The 19114-nt window shown below is 59.8% G+C and carries 10 protein-coding genes and 8 pseudogenes; 3 read left to right on the top strand and 15 right to left on the bottom strand.

The window, feature by feature from the left end; genetic code table 11:
* Window positions 1-552: 552 nt before the first annotated feature.
* Entirely contained in the window at window positions 553-1194 is a 642-nt protein-coding gene (locus WN72_RS09720) for a cysteine hydrolase family protein (protein WP_092218213.1), read from the bottom strand.
* A gap of 894 nt (window positions 1195-2088) precedes the next feature.
* A pseudogene (locus tag WN72_RS09715) lies at window positions 2089-2418 on the bottom strand (transposase); the annotation flags it as partial.
* Window positions 2419-3194: 776 nt separating this feature from the next.
* Between WN72_RS09715 and WN72_RS09710 the strand changes: the two are divergent.
* Window positions 3195-3496: pseudogene (locus tag WN72_RS09710) on the top strand (CoA transferase); the annotation flags it as partial.
* A 374-nt stretch (window positions 3497-3870) separates the two neighbouring features.
* Here the strand turns inward: WN72_RS09710 and WN72_RS09705 are convergent.
* The 7 genes and pseudogenes from WN72_RS09705 to WN72_RS46750 all read right to left on the bottom strand — a co-directional run.
* A pseudogene (locus WN72_RS09705) lies at window positions 3871-4779 on the bottom strand (ISAs1 family transposase); the annotation flags it as partial.
* 121 nt (window positions 4780-4900) lie between these two features.
* Entirely contained in the window at window positions 4901-6067 is a 1167-nt protein-coding gene (locus WN72_RS09700; protein WP_092220887.1) for an acyl-CoA dehydrogenase family protein, read from the bottom strand.
* A gap of 401 nt (window positions 6068-6468) precedes the next feature.
* A complete protein-coding gene (locus WN72_RS09695) occupies window positions 6469-7890 on the bottom strand; it encodes a M20 family metallopeptidase (protein ID WP_092220880.1) in 1422 nt (473 codons plus the stop codon).
* A 1580-nt stretch (window positions 7891-9470) separates the two neighbouring features.
* Window positions 9471-10466, bottom strand: a pseudogene (locus WN72_RS09690) (IS110 family RNA-guided transposase); the annotation flags it as partial.
* 500 nt (window positions 10467-10966) lie between these two features.
* Complete coding sequence (locus WN72_RS09685; RefSeq protein ID WP_092220885.1) at window positions 10967-11218, bottom strand: hypothetical protein; 252 nt, start codon at window positions 11216-11218, stop codon at window positions 10967-10969.
* Window positions 11215-12862, bottom strand: a protein-coding gene (gene tnpC / locus WN72_RS09680) for an IS66 family transposase (protein WP_143130879.1) whose coding sequence is annotated in 2 segments (ribosomal slippage) — window positions 11215-12789 and window positions 12791-12862 — 1647 coding nt in all. Because the reading frame shifts where the segments join, the coding sequence is not laid out codon by codon here. Before tnpC (WN72_RS09680) ends, WN72_RS09685 begins: the two co-directional genes overlap by 4 nt.
* Before the next feature lie 71 nt (window positions 12863-12933).
* Complete coding sequence (locus tag WN72_RS46750) at window positions 12934-13290, bottom strand: transposase (RefSeq protein WP_143130878.1); 357 nt, start codon at window positions 13288-13290, stop codon at window positions 12934-12936.
* Between WN72_RS46750 and WN72_RS09675 the strand changes: the two are divergent.
* Window positions 13177-14234: pseudogene (locus WN72_RS09675) on the top strand (IS110 family RNA-guided transposase). The gene WN72_RS46750 and the pseudogene WN72_RS09675 overlap by 114 nt on opposite strands.
* Window positions 14235-14489: 255 nt before the next feature.
* On the opposite strand, the gene tnpB (WN72_RS09670) reads toward WN72_RS09675, so the two are convergent.
* The 5 genes and pseudogenes from tnpB (WN72_RS09670) to tnpA (WN72_RS09650) all read right to left on the bottom strand — a co-directional run bounded on the left by tnpB (WN72_RS09670) (window position 14490) and on the right by tnpA (WN72_RS09650) (window position 17026).
* Window positions 14490-14747, bottom strand: a complete 258-nt coding sequence (gene tnpB / locus WN72_RS09670; RefSeq protein WP_194483010.1) for an IS66 family insertion sequence element accessory protein TnpB — start codon at window positions 14745-14747, stop codon at window positions 14490-14492.
* Entirely contained in the window at window positions 14744-15148 is a 405-nt protein-coding gene (gene tnpA, locus WN72_RS09665) for an IS66-like element accessory protein TnpA (RefSeq protein WP_080134401.1), read from the bottom strand. Before tnpA (WN72_RS09665) ends, tnpB (WN72_RS09670) begins: the two co-directional genes overlap by 4 nt.
* A gap of 59 nt (window positions 15149-15207) precedes the next feature.
* Window positions 15208-16216: pseudogene (tnpC, locus tag WN72_RS09660) on the bottom strand (IS66 family transposase); the annotation flags it as partial.
* A gap of 70 nt (window positions 16217-16286) precedes the next feature.
* On the bottom strand, window positions 16287-16634 hold the full coding sequence (tnpB, locus tag WN72_RS09655; RefSeq protein WP_092217773.1) for an IS66 family insertion sequence element accessory protein TnpB: 348 nt from the start codon (window positions 16632-16634) through the stop codon (window positions 16287-16289).
* A complete protein-coding gene (gene tnpA, locus WN72_RS09650; RefSeq protein WP_194483009.1) occupies window positions 16631-17026 on the bottom strand; it encodes an IS66-like element accessory protein TnpA in 396 nt (131 codons plus the stop codon). The genes tnpB (WN72_RS09655) and tnpA (WN72_RS09650) overlap by 4 nt, the downstream gene beginning before the upstream one ends.
* A gap of 384 nt (window positions 17027-17410) precedes the next feature.
* On the opposite strand from tnpA (WN72_RS09650), the pseudogene WN72_RS09645 reads away from it, so the two are divergent.
* Window positions 17411-17730 (top strand): annotated as a pseudogene (locus tag WN72_RS09645) (IS21 family transposase); the annotation flags it as partial.
* Between the two features lie 69 nt (window positions 17731-17799).
* Here WN72_RS09645 and WN72_RS09640 read toward each other — a convergent pair.
* Window positions 17800-18125 (bottom strand): annotated as a pseudogene (locus WN72_RS09640) (chorismate-binding protein); the annotation flags it as partial.
* Between the last annotated feature and the right edge of the window lie 989 nt (window positions 18126-19114).

Genomic DNA, 19114 nt, shown 5'->3' with positions numbered 1-19114 from the left:
TACGTCGAGGAGTCAAACCCGAAGATCAAATCTGCCACGCCCCAGATCCGCCGCGGCACTGTTTGATGTATATGGATTAATGCGATCGAACCATTCAGTCTAGCATCTTGTGGTCGCCCACGGGGCGTCAGTCGAGCGGTGGGCGCCTATCAACCAAGCGCAGGAGCGTCTCTGCGCGCCCGCCAGTCAGGATGCCGCTCACCGGTAAGGCCTCAAGAGCTGAGCAAATCCAGAATGTCTTTGACCGCGAGCTCCGTTGTCGTGATGACATCATCGGACGCGCCGAACGTCGATCTGTGCAGATACGCGTCTTGGGCCCGGAGGCCGTACCGTCGATATCGACGTAGAGACCAGTGCAGTGAAAGACTCTGCACCCGTTGATGCCGAAGCGTCCGAGCACGCTGCGGCTTCGTGACTGCGTCTGCCATTCGGCGTTTGAGAGCTCTGGCTGGGATGCACGGCGTGGCGCGGCTCGATCACAGCATCGCACTCAGCCGTGGCGAGAAAGCTATTTCCGCATGTATTCATTGTCACAGAACCTCGGCTAGCCCATCACTGGAACGCTGCGATCAATTCCTGAACCAATTCGGCAGTCGTCGTGAGCTTTACGGGACGATACTGGATGCGAAGTGCATTTTCGTGTCGGGCCTCTGTATAGGACGTACACCCATCAGTTACGCAAATCATGAGGAACCCGCGGTCCGCCCCATCACGAAGAGCCATATCGATGCACTGATCCGTGAGAACACCGACCACAATGATCGCTTCGATGCCGATGTTCCGCAGGACATATTCAAGCATGGTTGTATTGAACACGCCTGATCCGGTTTTCGGGAGGACAATTTCATCCCCGACCGGCGCGATCTCAGGAATCACCTGTCCACCCCAAGATCCTTTTGGGATATTGAGCTTTGCGAGCTTATGGAGCAGCGATCGGTCACGTCCATCCGCCGTCAGACTTTCAATAGTGGTATAAATAACCTCCATTCCGTGTGAGCGCGCAGTCTTGAGCAGCTCGCTGACGTTCGGAACGACGACATTTTTGATCCGCTCGACGTAATCAGGATACTCGCGCGCTGATGCTTCGGAGATCTCCTCGTTCTGCAGGTCGATCACAAGAATAGCAGTCTTTTCTGGTTGGATGCGGAGTGCCGCCCAGATCGATTCGCGAGTAACTTTTGGTTCGTGGCGCATTTGTGTTCACCGGTGTGAGGCGATAATTGGGACGCGATACAACAAGCAGCTAAGACAAGTTAGGGCTCCCTCTAGCGACTTCAGATGGTAGGAGGCGCCCAGCAGTTATCCGAACAAGACGACTTTTTGCCGTCGAACTTTGCGAGTTACACCTGCTTGACGGGAACATGCCGCTTGATGGTTCATGACCAAGCCGGGCAGCAACAGCTGAGACCGAAAGTCCGGTAGGCTCCGCCTAATCGCGAATATTCCCGCTGGGTATATCACTGCCGCACTGCTTTAGAATCTGGAACCATGGTCTGACACGGACTTTTCGAGCCCGACGGGCGCGAGCTGCCGACGCGATCGGATATCCGTTTCAACGTGCATTTTAGACATGCCAAGAGCGTAATACCATCAATATGGAGGCACTATCCGACGAGATGCTGCGTATGTCGCCGAATTCCCACCTAATTTGCGCGCTTCTGGACGCGATGCTTCGCGACGTTTTTATGACCTGTGCAACACATCCAGTCGCTCGTTCGACTAGGCCGATGAGTATCCAACGCCGTACTCTTGCTTCGCAGCCAACGTGTGACTTGGCGCGCGCGGACCTAAACCTCAGCCAGCCGGTTCGGACTGGGGTCGGACCGAGGCTCCTTGTCGGAAACTCGCAAGATTTTTCCTGTCGGACGCAGTATTTCAACCAGCATGGCCGCTTGATCGGCTGAAGTCGACCCGCACAAACCGGCAAAATGCACTACCAGCTGGCGAGAGGAGCCCGGATTGATGAGGGCGGCCCCCCGAAAAGACGGCTGCATTGTCTTCAGCGTGACCAGGCCGGCTCGGTAATGGGTGGGTAGTCAGCATCGACGAGGCAGCGTTTTCTCTAGCGATAAAGTGGCGACCAACCAAAGTGATTCCGGCCAGCCAGCCCTGCACCACCGCGGTGAGCGCCTTTTCGGCCATCCGACGCGGCTCCAGGAAGCCCGGGAAGTAGCTTCCTTTGCGAAGCTTGGGAATGCGCAGCTCGACCGCGCCGGCGCGCGTCTCCCAGGTCCGGTCACGGTAGCCGTTACGCTGGGCAAGGCGCTCGGCATTCTTCTCGCCGTAGGCCGCTCCGGTCAGCCCGGCGACCTCCAGCTCCATCAATCGCTGGGCGGCAAAGCCAATCATCTCGCGAAGCAGATCGGCGTCTGGGGCCTTCTCCACGAGCGCGCGAAGGTTCATCATCTCGTCGGTCATCGGTGGTTCCTCGAATCAGGTTGGTGTCAGCAACCCGACCCTACCGGCGAACTGCCGGTGACCACCGCAAAGCCGTCCGCCCGCTACGGCGCTATCTGAGGGCGCGCGTGCGGACGGCTTCGCTCTACCGAGCTACACCATCACTGGGGACACGACCGCAGGGAGCTATCTTACAACCCAAAGCGGTTCCTTGAACAGCAACACATGACGATTTTCACACGACATGGCGACGCGCATCGGGCTCTTTTGTCGGTCTACAAACGAATTGGGAAGTGAGTTCTTTCCTTCCATTTTTCAGGTTGGAGACAAGGATCTCTTGTGGCTACGGTGCGGCGAATTCTCCACAACTCCTTGGGAATGTAGCAGATGCGCCTCCACCGGCCGGAGAACTCAATGTACTGACTTTCAGCAGGACCTGCTCGGCGGTAGCCATGGGTTCAGATTTGCGTTCGCAGCTCGGGCAATAACCTGGCGAGCGCTGGGGACGTTTACCTGATACTTGGTCGAGAATATATAATGAATTGCTTCCCGCTCCTATCTTTGCCTCTGTGAAGGAGCTCATCCAGGCTGAGCCGCCCGAACGTTGTTCATGTCTTGGACGGCAAACGCCATCGTGTCCCATATCGACGTGTAGAGGGAAGTCGACATCCGGTTGTCCGCAGCGCGCAGACAATGGCTTGAGAAGTATTTCGCCACCTCGTTCGCTATCGGTGGCCACTTCGAGGGTTTGGGATGCTTTGGCCGCAGAGTAGTGACGGGTATTTTGGAGGCATTTAATGGGGCCGCTTCGTGGCGTTACAATTATCGACCTGACTACCGTTCTCTTGGGGCCTTACGCTACCCGAATTCTCGCCGACATGGGAGCTGATGTGATCAAAGTGGAAAGCCCGGATGGTGATCTCATTGGTCAGATCGGCCTAGTCGCACCCCGCGCATGGGCGGCATGTGCTTGAATGTCAATCGCGGCAAGCGCAGCATTATTATCGACCCCAAGTAACCGGACGGTCGCGAACCATTAGCGCTTTCGCGCGAAGCCAATGCGATCGTGTACAATGTACGTCCGCAGGCGATGGCGAGGTTTTGACTACAAAACATTTGCCGATATCAAAAGGAATGCTAGTGCTTTGGTACCCCATCTCGAAGTTCAGTTGCAGCTGAAAAGACGGCGACGCGGCGGCATATTTTGTGACGCCATCGGCTTGCGGTGACCATGCCGGACCATCATCTCCGTCGGTGCCAACGTGGCGAAGCACGTGATGGGCGGGGCCGCTGGATGCGTTTATCGAATCATGCGAGGAACAGATCCTTAATGCCTTAGTACGCAAGGCCGACGCGCGCGACGAAGCTCATTTCTTCCCCTGCGAAGAGAACGTCGGCTTGCGCAGGCGGGATCAGTCTCCGCACCATGCGTTCTCGCTGCCCCCAACCTGCCGTCCTCGTTCCAGGCCAGGCCTATCTCATATGGCCGAGCATGCTGAGAAGGAAGGCATTGTCCCAGCCGGAGCGCTTGATTTTGCGCCGGATCGAGGCGCGGTCCGGGGGGATCGCAGGATGTTGAGGGCCAGCCTGCGCAGGATGGCGTGCTCGCGGGCGTTGTCCTTTCGGGCACGATTGCCATCCTCGGCGAAGTGAACGTCGAGCACCCAATGAAGCTGATTCTCGATGCTCCAATGGCTGCGGCTGATATGCAACAGCCGCTTGGGCGAGATGTATTTGGACAAGAGATAGTAGCGCACGACCGGCGTATCGGCTGGCTTGCCGCGCAGGCGCCTGCGCGAAGTGAGGCGCCCCACCGCAACAACGCTAGGAAAATTGTGGTGCGCCGCTAGGCTGGTGTTGCGCATGACGGTGGCACGCCGCGCTTCGCGCCGATCGTGGCTGGACTGCGCGGCCTGAGCAGCGCTGCTGCGCTTGCCCAACCGCGCAAATTGCTGCGCAGCCGCCTTGAACAAGGGCCCACGGTTGGCCTTGACCACAAGGGCATAATCGCCGCCTCGTTGCGGCACCGCACTGGCAAAGGCGCGGCTGCAATGCTGCGCATCGGCGGTGACATACAGTCCTGCAGCCTGAGAAGCTCCAGCACTTCCAAGGCGCCGGCCGTCTCGTTGCGACCGGGCGCTTTCTGCTGCACCAAGGCCATGCGCGCCTCCACCGCGAAGACGTTGACCAGATGCAGCGGCGTGGCCTTGCCACCGCGTTCGTAGGCGCAGCGCAGTGCCTTGCCATCGACGGCCACCACCCCCGTGAGCTTGAGCCCATTGGCCTTGGCGAGGCCGCCATGGAGCGACGGAATGTCTTCTCGAAGACTTCCGGCTTGAGCAGGCCGAACACGCGGCTGAACGTGTCGTGGCTCGGCACGCCAGTCGCCTTCAGAATCTCTCTTGCTCTCCAATGCAATAGGCCAGAGAAATCCATATGCGATTCCCCTGCCGCTCCAGGGGGAGGGATAACGGCGCAATGCGTCGCCGCGACCGGAGCTTTATCAATACGACTTCGGAAAGCCGAGCACCTTCTCACCGATAAAGCTGAGGATCAGTTGCGGGCTGATCGGCGCAATGCGAGGGATCAGCGATTCCCGCAGATAACGCTCGACGTGGTACTCCTTGGCATAGCCGAAGCCACCATGGGTCATCACGGCCTGCTCGCAGGCGTGGAAGCCCGCTTCCGCCGCGAGATATTTCGCTGCATTCGCCGCGGGGCCGCACGGCAGGTTCTGGTCATATTGCCAGCCGGCGCGCAGCACCATCAGCCAGGCGGCCTCGAGTTCCATCCAGCACTTGGCCAGCGGATGCTGGATCGCCTGGTTCATACCGATCGGACGATTGAACACGATGCGGCCCTTGGCATATTCGGACGCCTTCGTCAGCGCGATCTGGCCCAGGCCGACAGCTTCGGCCGCGATCAGGATGCGCTCGGGATTCATGCCGTGCAGGATATATTCGAAGCCGCGACCTTCTTCGCCGATGCGGTCCTCGATGGCAATTTCAAAGTTCTCGAAGAACAACTCGTTTGAGTCGACTGGCTTGCGGCCCATCTTCTCGATCTCATGTACGGTAACTCGCTTGCGGTCGAAATCGGTGTAGAACAAGCTGAGGCCGTGGGTTGGGCTCTTCACCTCCTCCATGGACGTGGTGCGTGCGAGCAGCAGGATCTTGTTAGCGACTTGCGCCGTAGAGATCCACACCTTCTGGCCATTGACGATGTACTTGTCGCCTTGGCGCACCGCGCGGGTCTTGAGCTGCGTGGTGTTGAGGCCGGTGTTGGGCTCGGTCACCGCAAAGCAGGATTTGTCGCGGCCGTCGATGATCGGCGGCAGCATGCGCTGGCACTGCTCCTTGGTGCCGAACACCACCACGGGATTGAGCCCGAACACGTTCATGTGCACCGCCGACGCGCCCGACATGCCGGCACCCGATTCGGAGATTGTGCGCATCATGATCGCAGCATCGGTGATGCCGAGTCCAGAGCCGCCATATTCCTCGGGGACGCAGATGCCGAGCCAGCCGGCATGCGCGAGCGCGCGGTGGAAATCGGCGGGATAACCGCCCTCCTTGTCCTTCTTCAGCCAGTACGCTTCGTCAAAGCGGGCGCAAATTTTCCCGACAGCTTCACGGATCGTTTCCTGACTAGCGGAGAGCGCGAAATCCATCTCTTTTGTACTCCTATGCCTTGGAATAGCTTTTGCTGCGGCGTCGCGCACCATCGCCGCGATCTGATCCGCGAACAGAAGCGTCCGCGCTGTGATCGAATTGAGGACGGCTTCCATTGAGACCGTCCGCCATTCGAACTGATCGCTCAACCAAGTTCACCAGCTATTGAAATTTTGGACTATGGGCTTCCTGCGAAGCTTCGAATTCTTACTTGACCAGCGTGTCGAACCTGGATTGGCAGACTGTGGATCAGGATTGCAGCCCGACATTGACAGAAAGATCGCGCCCTCTTTGGGACCGGCAGACAACTTGCTGTACGCAGATCGAGGTGCTTTAGTGGACGCTCTAACCTTGCCCGCTTCTTGCAGGCGTCGTGTCGCATCAGAATGGGCTTGACCTGTTAGTATTTTGCCATTTCGAGCGACGGCTTCGTTTCCGCACCAACGGGGTTCTTGAAAGGATTTTGACTACGAAACGTCGCAAAGGCTTCCTTCGCTGCCGACAGGAGATCCTCATTTGAAAGGACGTCAGCTGCCAGGCCCGCCATTGCCTTTGCGGCCAGTGCGAGGCCTTTGTGTGCAGCTGGCGATTTGCCTTGAGCGACCAGCTGCCAGGAATGGAACGGAGTTCCTACTGCGAAAGAAGCCGCGCGGCATTGCACCGTAGGCACGACCCAGCTCACCGTTCCCACATCGGTCGATCCCAGGGAGTCCGTTGAGGAGCCGTACAACGGGAATACCTGTTCGCACAGTGCGTCAGTGCCAACGGGCAGGCCAACTCGCCCGAAGGATGAGCGAATGTCCTCGGGAGTAAGAGTTTCCTGGATTTTCTTGGCGAATTCTATGTCTACGCTGTCAAACCCGGCGCCCCCCAAATCCAGAAGGTTTGCCTGCATGGCTTCCTCCAAGGGTGGATTTGCAACAAGATTTGCTTCTCCAGAAAGCTGCTTTACGGAGACAGTCGTCTCCGTCATCAGGGCCGCGCCTTCCGCAATTTTCTTGACCCGCTCCACCAAGCTCCACATGCCGTTGAGGTCGCGCGCGCGCACGAGGTGACGCACAACCGCCCGCGGCTGCACTACGTTTGGCGCAAGGCCTCCGCCATCGATGAGTGCATAGTGAATGCGAGCGGAGGAAGGCATGTGCTCACGCATGTAGTTCACACCGACATTCATAAGCTCGACGGCGTCGAGGGCGCTTCGTCCAAGATGTGGCGCCACTGAAGCGTGAGAAGCGCGGCCATCGAAAGTAAATTCCATTTCCACACAGGCCAGCGAAACCGGGCTGAATACGCCAGTGAAAGTAGAGGGATGCCAGGAGATTGCTATGTCTACGTCATCGAAGGCGCCGGCCCGCACCAGGAAACTTTTGGAAGAGCCGCCCTCTTCAGCAGGACATCCGTAATATCGTACACGCCCCGGCAGCCCCGTCTGGGCAAGCCAGTCTTTCAGTGCCACGACGGCCAAAAGAGAGGCGGAACCCAAGAGATTGTGGCCACAGCCGTGCCCGGATCCGCCGGGAACGACAGGGATTTTTTCCGCCACTCCCGCCTGCTGGCTCAATCCTGGTAGCGCGTCGTACTCGCCAAGAATGGCTATGAGTGGCCCACCAGTGCCCGCCTCGCCCATGATCGCTGTCGGAATGTCAGCTAACCCTTCGCTCACGGTGAAGCCTTCTGAGATAAGCGCGCGACGGTGCTCACCGCAGGCGAAAAATTCTTGATAATTTTCTTCGGGGCGATCCCAAATCCGGTCGCTTAGCTCGTAGAATTTTGATTTGTGAGCCTCGACGCGGTCCCAGACGGGCTTTGAATTTTTGCGCATTTTGTTTTCTAATCCGGAGAAGGACCCTAGGCCCGAAGGGTGGTGTTGGAACACGGTTAGTCAGTGCCCGCTGGCAGACTGAGCTGCCTGACCATAGGTGTTTTCAATGGCATCTGCGCTGCGCATTGGACAACAAGCGCGTCAATTTCCTGCAAATTTCCGGGTGTCACGCACAATTTCACGGGAGAGTCCGGACCGATGACTATGACCTGCCGCAAATAGAAGTGCGCGGCAACGGAGGGAAAGCCCTGAACAGGAATGTAGTCCCGCCAGGACAACCACTCCGGGAGCGACCAGCGACTGCTCGCGTTGATTGCGATCGGTCGGGCTCATCCCTTAGCGCTCACAACGTTCGCCGCGCGTTCTCACCCGCGGATCGGCCCGAAGTCGGCAAGCTCGACCCTTCCCATCACGATGTCGCCGAGCTTTGCCTTAACTAAGCCCATAAAATGGTCGCGCAGCGTTTGCTCCATCTTCTTCGTCTGACTGTGAGGAGCGCCGCCCCATTCTCGAGCTCGGCTCCCTCTCCCGCGAGCACACAAGGATTGTGCCCGGCAGCGCTGCGGTGGTGTTGCCCTGTCGACTTGCTCCTCGGTCTCGCCACCAAACAGGTCATGGCGCGATAATCAAGCCGAGAACGCGCCAGCTTGATGGCGACACTGGAATCGAGGTCGTCTGGGGTCGCAAGCGATCGCGCAGTGCCGCAAGATTGGGTAACCGTCCGGCATCGAGGTCGATCGTGATAGCCCCGCGAGCTCGGCCTCGCATGCTCGCTCGTGGGCTAGCGCCAGAAGATCGACCGTCACCCCGCAGGCAAATTGAGATCGCGCCTCTCGTCGAGACAGCGGCGACCGCGATTTCAGTCCGTCGAGCTCGAGATCGATGCCCCTCGCTCGGCCAATCGGCAACGCAAGCCAGCGCTCGCCGATCAGGCAGCGTCGACGGACCGCCGCCGTAGTTCGAGGTAATCTTCTGCTCGGTCCTGGCGAAGCGAAAGGCAAAGTTCCTCCCTTCGATTGGTTGCCAGCTAAAGTCTGCCAAGCGGCGTCTGATTTGATTGCTCCGATGGCGGCGGGAGCGGCCATCTGCAACTCGCGGCTCCGGCCTGCCAGCGCGAGCCCTGCGCAGCAACCCCACTGCGCAAAGCTTTACCGCTGTTTGCCCTAAAGAAGCTCGAAGAGCCGCGAGAGCCGGCCGTGCGTTGCGAGAAGATTCGTCGAATTGGCGACGGCGGTCTTGCATCAATGTATCCGGCCTCTGATTGGAGCGTTCGTGCTCCGGGCCATCATGGATATCAGCGCGCGTGCGTTCTGATAGTCTACAGGCCACGGACGGGCCATTAAGGTCGACCAGTATCCGCACACGCTCGGAAGACCTATCCTCCATTTTGTCTTGTCTTCTCGCAGACCTCGGCTGGAGACGGTTGATGCGGCTATGTCATCGGCTTGCTCCTGATATTGCGTAGTTCCTTTGTTCGGACCAGTGGCCGTTCCTTCGTCACGGCCCGCAGAACTCGATCGCGTCGCGCGCAGGGCGGTCAAGGTCGGCCGTCGCTCTTGCTTACGGCTGATTCGAGATCGCCAGGCCGCGCCTTGGCCGCGCCGAGCAGCGATAGCGAGCACATTGTGGTGTAGCCGCTTCTTGGCGGCGGCTTCGATCCAGGAGGCAAAGCCGTAACGTTCCCAACTTTTTATCCTGACCAGCACGACCCATGCCGCCTGAACGAATAGAACGCGAAGGTAGCGATTGCCAGGCCTCGAGACTTTGCCAAGGATCGTGCGGTCTCCAGTCAAGATCTGTTAGGGCACCAGTGCAAGCCAGGCGCCGAAGTCGCGGCCTTTGGAGAATACGTCTCCAGTGCCGATCGCGGCCACCATGGCGCTCGAAATAATCGGCCGATGCCAGGAACTGTCATCAGGCGCGAACAGGCTTGATCTTGACGGGCAACGGCTTCGATCTCTTCGGATAGGCCATTGATGCGCTGATCCAACCGTCGCCAATCGACTGTTAACTCCTCGATGACACGCAACATGCGTGGTGACAGGGCGTCGGCGCGCGTCGCAAGAAATGGGGGTAGTTCTGTACGTAGGAAGCCGATGCCCTGTCGCATGGCGATCCCGCGCTCCAGCATGAAGGCGCGAATCTGGTTGGATGATCCCAGTGCGTTGCGACACCAGTCGCTCGCGCACACGATGTAATGCCTGCAGATCCAGTTGCTCGGCGTTCTTAGTCGCGACAAACTTCATCGCCGAGCGCTGCACGGCCTCCGCAATCGCTTCGGCATCATTGAAGTCGTTGTTTTATCCCTTACTGTAAGGGAGGACGTATTTGGCCGGCATCAGTCTGGCGTCGTGACCAAGCGATGCGAGTTTGCGGCCCAGGTGGTGTGCACCGACGCAGGCCTCCATGCCGATGAGGCAACGCGACATATTGGCGAGCCGCGCTTCTACTTGGCCGCGCGACCACTTTTGCCGCAGCACGATGGCGCCACGCGCGTCGTGGCCCACGACGTGGTACGAGGTTTTGGCGATATCGATGCCGATCACGGCAATCGCCGCGTTGAGTTTCTGAGACATGGCGTGCTCCTTGTCTTGAGCGCCCCTTACCAGCTTCTCGTGCCGGCAGGGCCGGAGCACGGCCGGACCATCCCCTGATGTCCCCAGTCAAGCACCCAGCAAACGGTTTCCCCTTCACGAGGACTCATCGTGAAGTCTTGCGCCGATGGATCGTGCAGAGGAGAAGGCGGGACCCAAAGACGTCGGTGAACAGGCTCTGATGCGCGGGTTGGATACCGCATTTCCGTGTTTTCGTCTGGGGCTGTCCTGGTCTAGCGTCGGGCGTCGATCGAATGATCGGCCACATAATGGGTTTCAGGATTTCCCCTGCCGTGGTCCCACCTTCACCTCTGCACGATTGATGTCTGCGACTACCCCTGATCCTGATTACAACAAAGGGGGCTGTGGGCCGGTCGAGCGCACCTCACGACTCGAGCGGTCCACAGCCCCCAACGCCGTTACGCCTGTCGAGGTGGCATGAGCTCGGTAAGCATCCGGCGTAGGCCGCGAGCTTGAGCTGATTATGTGGTCGACCAGCGTTTGAGCAACTCGGGATTGTCTTTATAGACTTGGATGAGCTCGATGAGGCGTTCGATGCCGAAGTCGGTGAACGCCTGGACGCCGTCTTCGCCAACGCCAAAGACCCAGATGGCTCCGTCCTCGATCTCCATTTCGTTTGCAACGTCTCGCAGCCAATCTTCGTCTTCGCCGAGGTCCCTTGCGACTTGGGTGATGGTGGTGACGTGATGGATTTTGTTGACGTGGGTGGTCATGCCGCGCGAGCGGAGATCGCTGCCGCTGGCGTCCAATTCCAGGGCAGAAGTTCGTCCAGCCGATGAACCGGATGGGCGGCGATCCGGGCGAGGATATCCGTAAGCCACGCCTGCGGGTCGATGCCGTTCATCTTTGCCGTGACGATGAGGCTGTACATGGCTGCGGCGCGCCGCCCTCCGCGATCAGAGCCGCAGAACAGCCAGGACTTCCGTCCAAGCGCGACGCCTCGCAAGCCCCGTTCGGCGGCATTGTTGGAGAGGCACACGCGGCCATCCTGGAGGAACAGCGTAAAGCTCGCCCATCGCTTCAGGATATAGTTGAACGCCTTGGCCAGGTCGTGCCCACGGGAGAGCTTGGCGAGTTGCTCCCGCATATAGACTTGCAGGTCCTCGACCAGAGGCCGGCTCAGCGTGTGTCGAATCTGAAGACGCTCGTCGGGGCTCCCGCCATTGATGGAGCGTTCGATCTCGAACAGCGCATCGATCCGCCTCACGACCTCGATTGCGATCGGCGAGAGCGGGATCTCCTTCTTGCCAGCGGCCTTGCGCCGGGCATTCTCTGCGATGTCGGCCATGGCAAAGAACGGGCGCCGTCCGTGCGACCAGCAGGCAGCCTCCCGGATCGGGCCGGGCTGGCGTCCCGCCAGATAGAGCTGGTTGTACCCATCGTAGGCGTCGGCCTGCAGGATGCCGGCACACCCCGCCAGATGCGCCTGGGGATGCTCGCCCTTGCGGTCGCGTGAGTAATAGAACATCGCCGCCGGCGGGTCCGTGCCGCCGAACGGCCGGTCGTCCCGGACGTAGATCCAGCATCGCCCCGTATCGGTTTTGCCCTTGGCCAACACCGGCACGGTCGTATCATCGGCATGAAGGCGCTCGGCCCGCATGACATGGGCTTCCAGCAGGCGCAGCAGGGGATCCAGCGAGGCACAGACCGCTCCCACGGCATCCGCCATGGTCGACAGTGCGATCGGCACGCCTTCCAGTGCGTAGCGCTCGGCCTGCCGGTTCAAGGGCTGATGCTGGCCGAACTTCTCGAACATGATCATGGCCAACAGGCTCGGGCCAGCCCGTCCCCGGGGGACGGCATGGAACGGCGCCGGCGCCTGGCTGATCTTCTCGCAGTCGCGACAGGAGAACTTCTCCCGGACCGTCTCGATCACCTTCCACTGGCGCGGCACCACTTCCAGCGTCAGCGTCACGTCCTCACCAAGCTTGCGCAGACGACTGCTACCGCAGCATTCACAAGCCGTAGGTCCATCGATCACCACCCGCTCCCGAGGAAGGTGCTCGGGGAAAGTCTGGCGCTCAGCGCGCTTGCGGGTAAATCCCCGCACCGTCGTCTTGGCCACCGCCCGTTCCGCCGCGAGCTCGTCCTCGGTCGCGTCGACTTCCAGCTCCTCGAACGTCAGCGCCAATTGCTCGATCAGCCGCGCCGAACCCTCCGACCGCTGGCCGTAGATCTGATGCCTCAGCTTGGCGATCTGCAGCTTCTGCTGCGCGATCAGCGCCTCGTCTTCCGACGTTTTCGCGCGGGCGACCGCGAGTTCGGCGGCGATCTCCAAACCCTTTCGCGCGCTCGACTGCCAGCGCCTTCTTCAGCGCGGCAACGTCATCCGTAGCAGCGTCGCGATCCGCATTCATGCGACGCAGTGAATCACAGATTGGACGCGATGGGACTCCCCAAAATGCCAGCAGCCGCAGATTTTCCTGGATCAGCCTGCGCTCTGCGGTCGCCAGCTCAGTTGCGGATTCCGCCAGTCGATCCCTTCCAGCATATAAGCCATCTGCGCCGCCGAGATCGATACCGCGCCGTCCGACGCCGTAGGCCAGATGACATGGCCTTTTCCTGCCCGTGATCGCATCTTGGGCGTCGTCCGGATTGGACCCGGCAAGGAAGGAGAAATGCTATGCAATCGGTTTGTGCCTTCGTTGGTCTCGACGTACACAAAGAGACAATTTCTGTCGCGGTAGCGGGCGTTGGGCGAGCGGGTGAGGTTCGGCATGTCGGCACGATCAAGAACGATCCGACGGCAATCGGCAAACTCGCTCGGAGTCTGGCGCGTCGACATGGTGTCGTCGAGTTCGTCTACGAGGCTGGATCATGCGGCTACAACGTTCAACGTCAACTCTCGACAATGGGGATGATCTGCAGAGTGTGCGCGCCCTCGTTGACGCCACGCAAGCCGGGCGAGCGGATCAAGAATGACCGGCGCGACGCCATCATTTTGGCTCGTCTGCATCGGGCCGGTGAGCTCACCTATGTCTGGGTGCCGGACGCGCTTCATGAGGCACTACGCGACCTGGTACGGGCGCGGCACGCAGCTGGTCAGGATGTCCGCCGAGATCGCATTCGCATTCAGGCGTTCATGCTCCGTTGCGACTTACGCTTCGAGGGTAAGGCTTGGAGTCGCCGACACCGGATATGGCTCTGCAACAGGACGTTCGCCCATCCGGCGCAACAGATTGCATTCCAGACCTATCTCAACGCACTTGAGCATGACGAGGCTCGCAAGGCTGGAGTAGAGGAGCAAATCCGCGAACTACTCGCGAGCTCCCGTGGGCCAAACAGATGCAGGCTCTGCAAGCATTGAAGGGCGTCGGTCCGATCGTCGCCGCTACGATACTCGCCGAGGTCGGAGACTTCTCCCGCTTCGCTCATCCGCGGCAGCTCGTTGCCTACTTCGGCCTCGCCCCAGGCGAGCACAGCAGCGGCGGTACGGTAAGGCCGCGCGGCATCACCAAGGCGGGCAGTTCGATCGCGCGGGCCGTGCTGTGTGAAGCTGCCTGGAGCTATCGTACCACGCCGAAGGTCGGGCAATGGATGAAAGAGCGTTGCCCGCCAGTTCCACAAGATATCGCTGCTCTGGCCTGGAAAGCGCAGCTACGTCTGCACAAGACCTATCGGAAGCTTACAGCCCGCGGAAAACGCTCAGTCGTCGCTACCGCTGCAGTTGCGCGGGAACTGCTCGGCTTTATCTGGTCCATCGGCCAGCGCGTCCCGCTAGGCGCGTAATCGAAGACGTATCCTACGATCCGCATCAGCGAGGACGCCGAGCGCGGTAGAGGGAATCCTCGAATTCATTTTGGACAGCGGAAACGCCGACGTCCGAGGCCAGAGCGAGGCAGCCCTCCGACGCACCGTCATCATGGGGTAGCCAATCCCCGCATAGGAGTCTGAGCGACCGTCGAGAACACTCGGCGTCCTCACCCATGCGGATCGTATGCATCAAATATCCACGTCCCAAAACGGGCGATCGGGAAGCTGTGTTCAAAACAGTTGACAAAGGCCATAGGAGATGAACTTGCCGCGATCCAGGCGCTTGGCGTAGAGCGACGGCCCGATCCCGTCGTGCCAAAGGGCTTTGATCAGGGTGCCAGCACGACCACGGAACACAAAGACGTCGCCGGCAAAAGGATCCCGCCCCAGCCCCTCCTGCACCAGCAATGCCAGACCCTGCATGCCTTTGCGCATGTCAGTGTGACCGGTTGCGATCCAGATCCTCGCCCCTGCCGCGATCGGAATCATCGCCGCTCCAGCAGATCCAATACGCGAGACAACGCGGTCATATCAACGCCGGCGTCCACGATCACCCGACAGGCCTTGCCGACGACAATCTCCATGCGTCCGCTCGCTGGCCCCGCTAAAGTTACTGGCGGCGCCGGCGGTTGGTCCGGCATCACCATCGCTGGCACAAACGCTGGCTGAGGTTGTTCAGTATTGCTCGTCCGCGTCCCAAACGATCGTCGCCAAGTCAACAGGAGCGAGCGCGAGATGCCGTATCGTCGTGCTGTCGACGAGACCGCGCGCGGGGCCTGCAAACTCTCCAGAACGATCTTGAGTTTCTCATCATCGGTCCAGCGACGGCGACGGCCAGTCTCGACAACCTCGAACCGTTCAATCTGAGCACTGAACTTATTGCTGTCCATAAGGGCTGTTACACAGCACTGGTATTAACCCGACAAGGCGGCCCTCACCGGAGGGAGACGCTCCAACAGGCCGCTTCAAGGATCGGAGCTGGCTTCCTTTGGGCCTTGTAGAGCTGGTTATATCCATCGAAGGCATCGGCCTGCATGAGGCCCACATAGCCGGCAAGATGGCTTTGCGGATGTTCTCCAGCCCGGTTGCGTGAGTAGTAGAACAGGGCCGCCGGCGGATCCGTGCCGCCAAACGGCCGGTCATCGCGAACATAGGTCCAGATCCGGCCGGTAACCGTCTTAAGCTTGGCCAGCACCGGCACCGTCGTATCGTCGGCGTGGATGCGTTCCGCGCTCATGATATGGATCCGGATCGCCTCAATAATGGGATCGAGCGCCACCACGCAGGCGCCAATCCGATCCGCCAGGGTCGAGATATCGATCTCGACCCCTTCGCGGGCATACGTCTTGCTCTGCCGGTTCAATGGCTGATGCAGCAGGAACTTGTTGACCAGCACCATCGCCAGCAGGTTCGGCCCGGCAAAGCCTCGTGGGATCGGATGGGAGGGTGCCGGCGCTTCTTCCTCCCAATCCCGGCAGGAGAACTTTTCGCGGACATGCTCGATAATCTTCCAGCGCGGCGGCTCGCATTCCAGGGTCTTCGAGACCACCTCGCCGAGCTTGTGCAGCCGCTCGCTGCCGCACTTACCACATGCGCAAGGCGCCGCGCTCGACCGGCAGATTGTCCGGCAACGGACGTCGCGGCGGCCGTGGATTTTGCAAGCGCTTCTCCTTGGCGGCTCCTGGCGCGGCGAGTTCGGCCTTGGTTTCCTGTTCGGCTTGCGTCTCTTCGAGATCCTCGATGGCAAGCTCGAGCTGTTCGACCAGCAGCTTGCCGCGTTCGGAGGATTGCCCGAACTGTTCGCGCCGTGCCTTGGCCAGCATCAGCTTCAGCCGCTCGATTTCCAGTCGACCGACGGTCACTTCGCTCTTTGCCAGCGCCAGTTGTTCGCGCTGCGCAAGGATTATTGCGTGCGCAGCGGCAAGGTCGGCGGGAAGCGGATCGAAAGGCGTTGTCACGAGGGCAAATCAATCATATTCGCCGCTAAAATTCGCGACCGATCTCCCTCGTGAGTCAATAGGCCACAGCTTAACCGGAAGCCTGCAGACGCCAGGTTGCCTGCGGCATTCGCCAGTCAATTCCGGACAGGAGATAGGATAGTTGCGCAACGCTGATCGTCACAACGCCGTCCGCCAGCGATGGCCACAAAAAGCGGCCGCGCTCCAACCGCTTCGTGAACAGACATGCGCCCTGGCCATCATGCCAAATGATCTTGATCAGGTCGCCGCGGCGGCCCCTAAAAACGTAAAGATCACCAGCGTGCGGATCACGCTTCAAGCTCTCCTGAACCAGGCGCGCAAGGCTCGGGAAGCCTCGGCGCATATCAGTATGGCCGGTCGCAAGCCACACCCGCACATTACCCGGTATGGCGATCATCGGCGCTCAAGCACCTCGAGGACCCGCGCCAGCGCCTCCGGGTCGACGTGCGCATCCACCCGGATGCGTCGCCGGTTGCGAAGATCGATCTCGATCAATCCAGTACGCGCGGACGCTACGGAGCGCACCCGGCCGTCACCCGCAGGCAAAAGCTTCGGAGTTTCCTCCACCCCCGTAGCGACGATCTGCACCGGCGCAAAAGATGGCACAACCTGCTCAGATGTCCGTGCTTGTCGACGCCAGGTAAACACCAGGCTGGCCGCGACTCCGTTGCGGCGCGCAACCTCAGTCACCTTCGCGCCCGGCACCCACGTCTCCTCGACAATCCGCGCCTTGTCGTCCTGCGACCAGCGCCGCCGCCGCTCCAGCCCGCCCAAAACCTCGACCCGCATCGCCTGATGACCTTAAAGCTAGACTTAAGGTCACACGCTTCGCGAATTACCACGCGTTACGCAAGACGGCGCCGTCGGATGCGTACACACAGTTCGCGGCCGCAGAGGCTGTATAGCTTGCGCAATAGTCCCGTAAGATTGCAAAAAACGCCGCGCCGAATCGCGGCTTTTGTGATTCCATCAGTGCATGGGTGACGGTCCCGAAGGTGCCGGAAGACATTGAGGCGCTGCAGGCGGCGTTGTTGGTGTCGCCGGGCGTTGAACACTCCCCAGTTGTTGGCATCGAAAAATTCCCAAGCTGGCATCCAACTAAAGGGGGCGCGGCCCCTTCAGGCTTTCCGCATCCGATCCCGTCGCCCGAACTGATTCGGGGCGGAACGGAAGATCCAGCTTAGAGATCTCATCCTGATTTTGGAGCTTCGCCGTCAGGGCTTATCGATCAGCGCTATCACCCGGCGCACGGGACGCGACCCGAAGACGATCCGCAAGTACATCGCGCGCGGTCTCGAACCGCCCGCCTGCGGGGCGCGGCAGGCTGGTCGACTCGGCCAGCTCGCGTTGTATCTCGAATACCCGCGTGAGCGCATCGCTGCTTTTCCCGACTTGAGTGCTGTTCGGCTGACCCGCGAGCTTCGGGAGACGGCTATACCGGCGCCTATACAGCCGTAAAGCGGTTTGCAGCGGCGATCCGCCCCGACAACGCACCCAAACCGCAAGGTCTCCTCGTACTCAGCCTCTGGGTTGGATAGCGCGGTTATACTGCTAACTGCCTGAAATACAGGTCGTTTGCCGTCGATCGTTGCAGTGCGGATCGCAATGCTTGTGTCCATCCAGCCACTGAAACGGATGATCCGCAATAGATTCCACGAGCGACGTTCACTTTCCATGAATCGCACCTTTGGCGCGCCGTTGATAGAGCCGACAGGAAAGCAAGCTCGAAGAAGACTGATGGCGTCATGATCTGTGCAAGTTCGCCCGTAACAATCCACACAAAGTGGTGCACCGAGACATAAGATACATGATTGCACAGCATGGGAACATCGACCGAATGCGCGGGGCAGACGCGCGATAGGTCGTTCAGCAGGAGATCCACGAGCATAATGTTCACGGCGCGGTCCTTTTTCGGATGCGACTAAGAGTTGGGCGGGCCGCTGGTCTTCATCGAAATCGGCTGAACGCGCGATTGTGCCTTTGATCGGTCGCGGTATGAATGGCGCCCTCACAGTTCATGGCTTGCGCTATCAAGAAACGTGAAGATGTGGTCGATCAGCGAAAACCCTGAATGACAGGCTCAATCGCGAACATGCATCGGGCTCTCAGTTGCGGACGGGTATTGCGCTTGAATTCGAGCGTCGACCCTAATCCCCTCTCCAGGGAGAGCGGTATACATCTGAGGCATGTAACCCGAAAGTTCGCGTCTCGCAGTAGCATTTGCGCTTGAAGTCAAAGCGCAAGGTGAGATCGCTGGTGAGTGCCGTTCTTGCAGCACAAGCACCTGATGCACTGCAGTACGCAGGGATCCGCTGCTCGCGCAGTGCACGTCATCATCGTCTGGTCGACTCCCGGTATCGATCTTGTAAGCTGCGACGTCCGTCTCGTTGTCGAATTCATCCACGACGTCGATGCCGTTGCTCAAAAATGCGGATTGAGATTGTGCGCAGCTGCAAGATCGGCCAACTCCGCAATAACCCGTCCATGTTTGTTCGAGACGAGCCTTGTCACAACCGACGTTTAGCTATCCCACCCAGCGACCGCGTATGCGTAAGCTGAAGTCTATTGAGGGTGCGGAGCAGGTGTTTGCGGCTATCAGAAGTCGGTTGTCCAAGTCTCTTCACGATCAGCAATGCAGCATTCTGAAGAATTTCACTCGTTTTCGGGTTTCTATGCGTATGCGCTGTTCGCCGGCCTGAACTAGGTCGCGCGCTGTACCGATGCGGCTGCAACATCGTACGAAATGTACGGATCTGAGGCCGCAACAACACGGCTGCAGAGCGGCCGTCTGGAATTGTCCGGTACGTACAGAGTTCTTGCATCAACAGCGGACGAAATCTGTCAACGTAAGTGGGCGAGCGGCGGAATAATCCGCAC

It is taken from the genome of Bradyrhizobium arachidis (assembly GCF_015291705.1).
In the GTDB taxonomy this organism is placed as follows: domain Bacteria; phylum Pseudomonadota; class Alphaproteobacteria; order Rhizobiales; family Xanthobacteraceae; genus Bradyrhizobium; species Bradyrhizobium arachidis.
The sequence above is the reverse complement of the archived record's forward strand: the minus strand, read 5'-3'. Positions and strand labels throughout refer to the sequence as shown.

Bases quoted from the DNA above. Each gene is read 5' to 3' on its own strand.
- tnpA (WP_194483009.1), bottom strand. From the start codon at position 17,026: ATGCGGGTCGAGGTTTTGGGCGGGCTGGAGCGGCGGCGGCGCTGGTCG.
- tnpB (WP_194483010.1), bottom strand. From the start codon at position 14,747: ATGATTCCGATCGCGGCAGGGGCGAGGATCTGGATCGCAACCGGTCAC.
- WN72_RS09695 (WP_092220880.1), bottom strand. From the start codon at position 7,890: ATGCGCAAAAATTCAAAGCCCGTCTGGGACCGCGTCGAGGCTCACAAA.
- tnpB (WP_092217773.1), bottom strand. From the start codon at position 16,634: ATGATCGCCATACCGGGTAATGTGCGGGTGTGGCTTGCGACCGGCCAT.
- WN72_RS09685 (WP_092220885.1), bottom strand. From the start codon at position 11,218: ATGACCACCCACGTCAACAAAATCCATCACGTCACCACCATCACCCAA.
- tnpA (WP_080134401.1), bottom strand. From the start codon at position 15,148: ATGGACAGCAATAAGTTCAGTGCTCAGATTGAACGGTTCGAGGTTGTC.
- WN72_RS46750 (WP_143130878.1), bottom strand. From the start codon at position 13,290: ATGTCGACGCGCCAGACTCCGAGCGAGTTTGCCGATTGCCGTCGGATC.
- WN72_RS09720 (WP_092218213.1), bottom strand. From the start codon at position 1,194: ATGCGCCACGAACCAAAAGTTACTCGCGAATCGATCTGGGCGGCACTC.
- WN72_RS09700 (WP_092220887.1), bottom strand. From the start codon at position 6,067: ATGGATTTCGCGCTCTCCGCTAGTCAGGAAACGATCCGTGAAGCTGTC.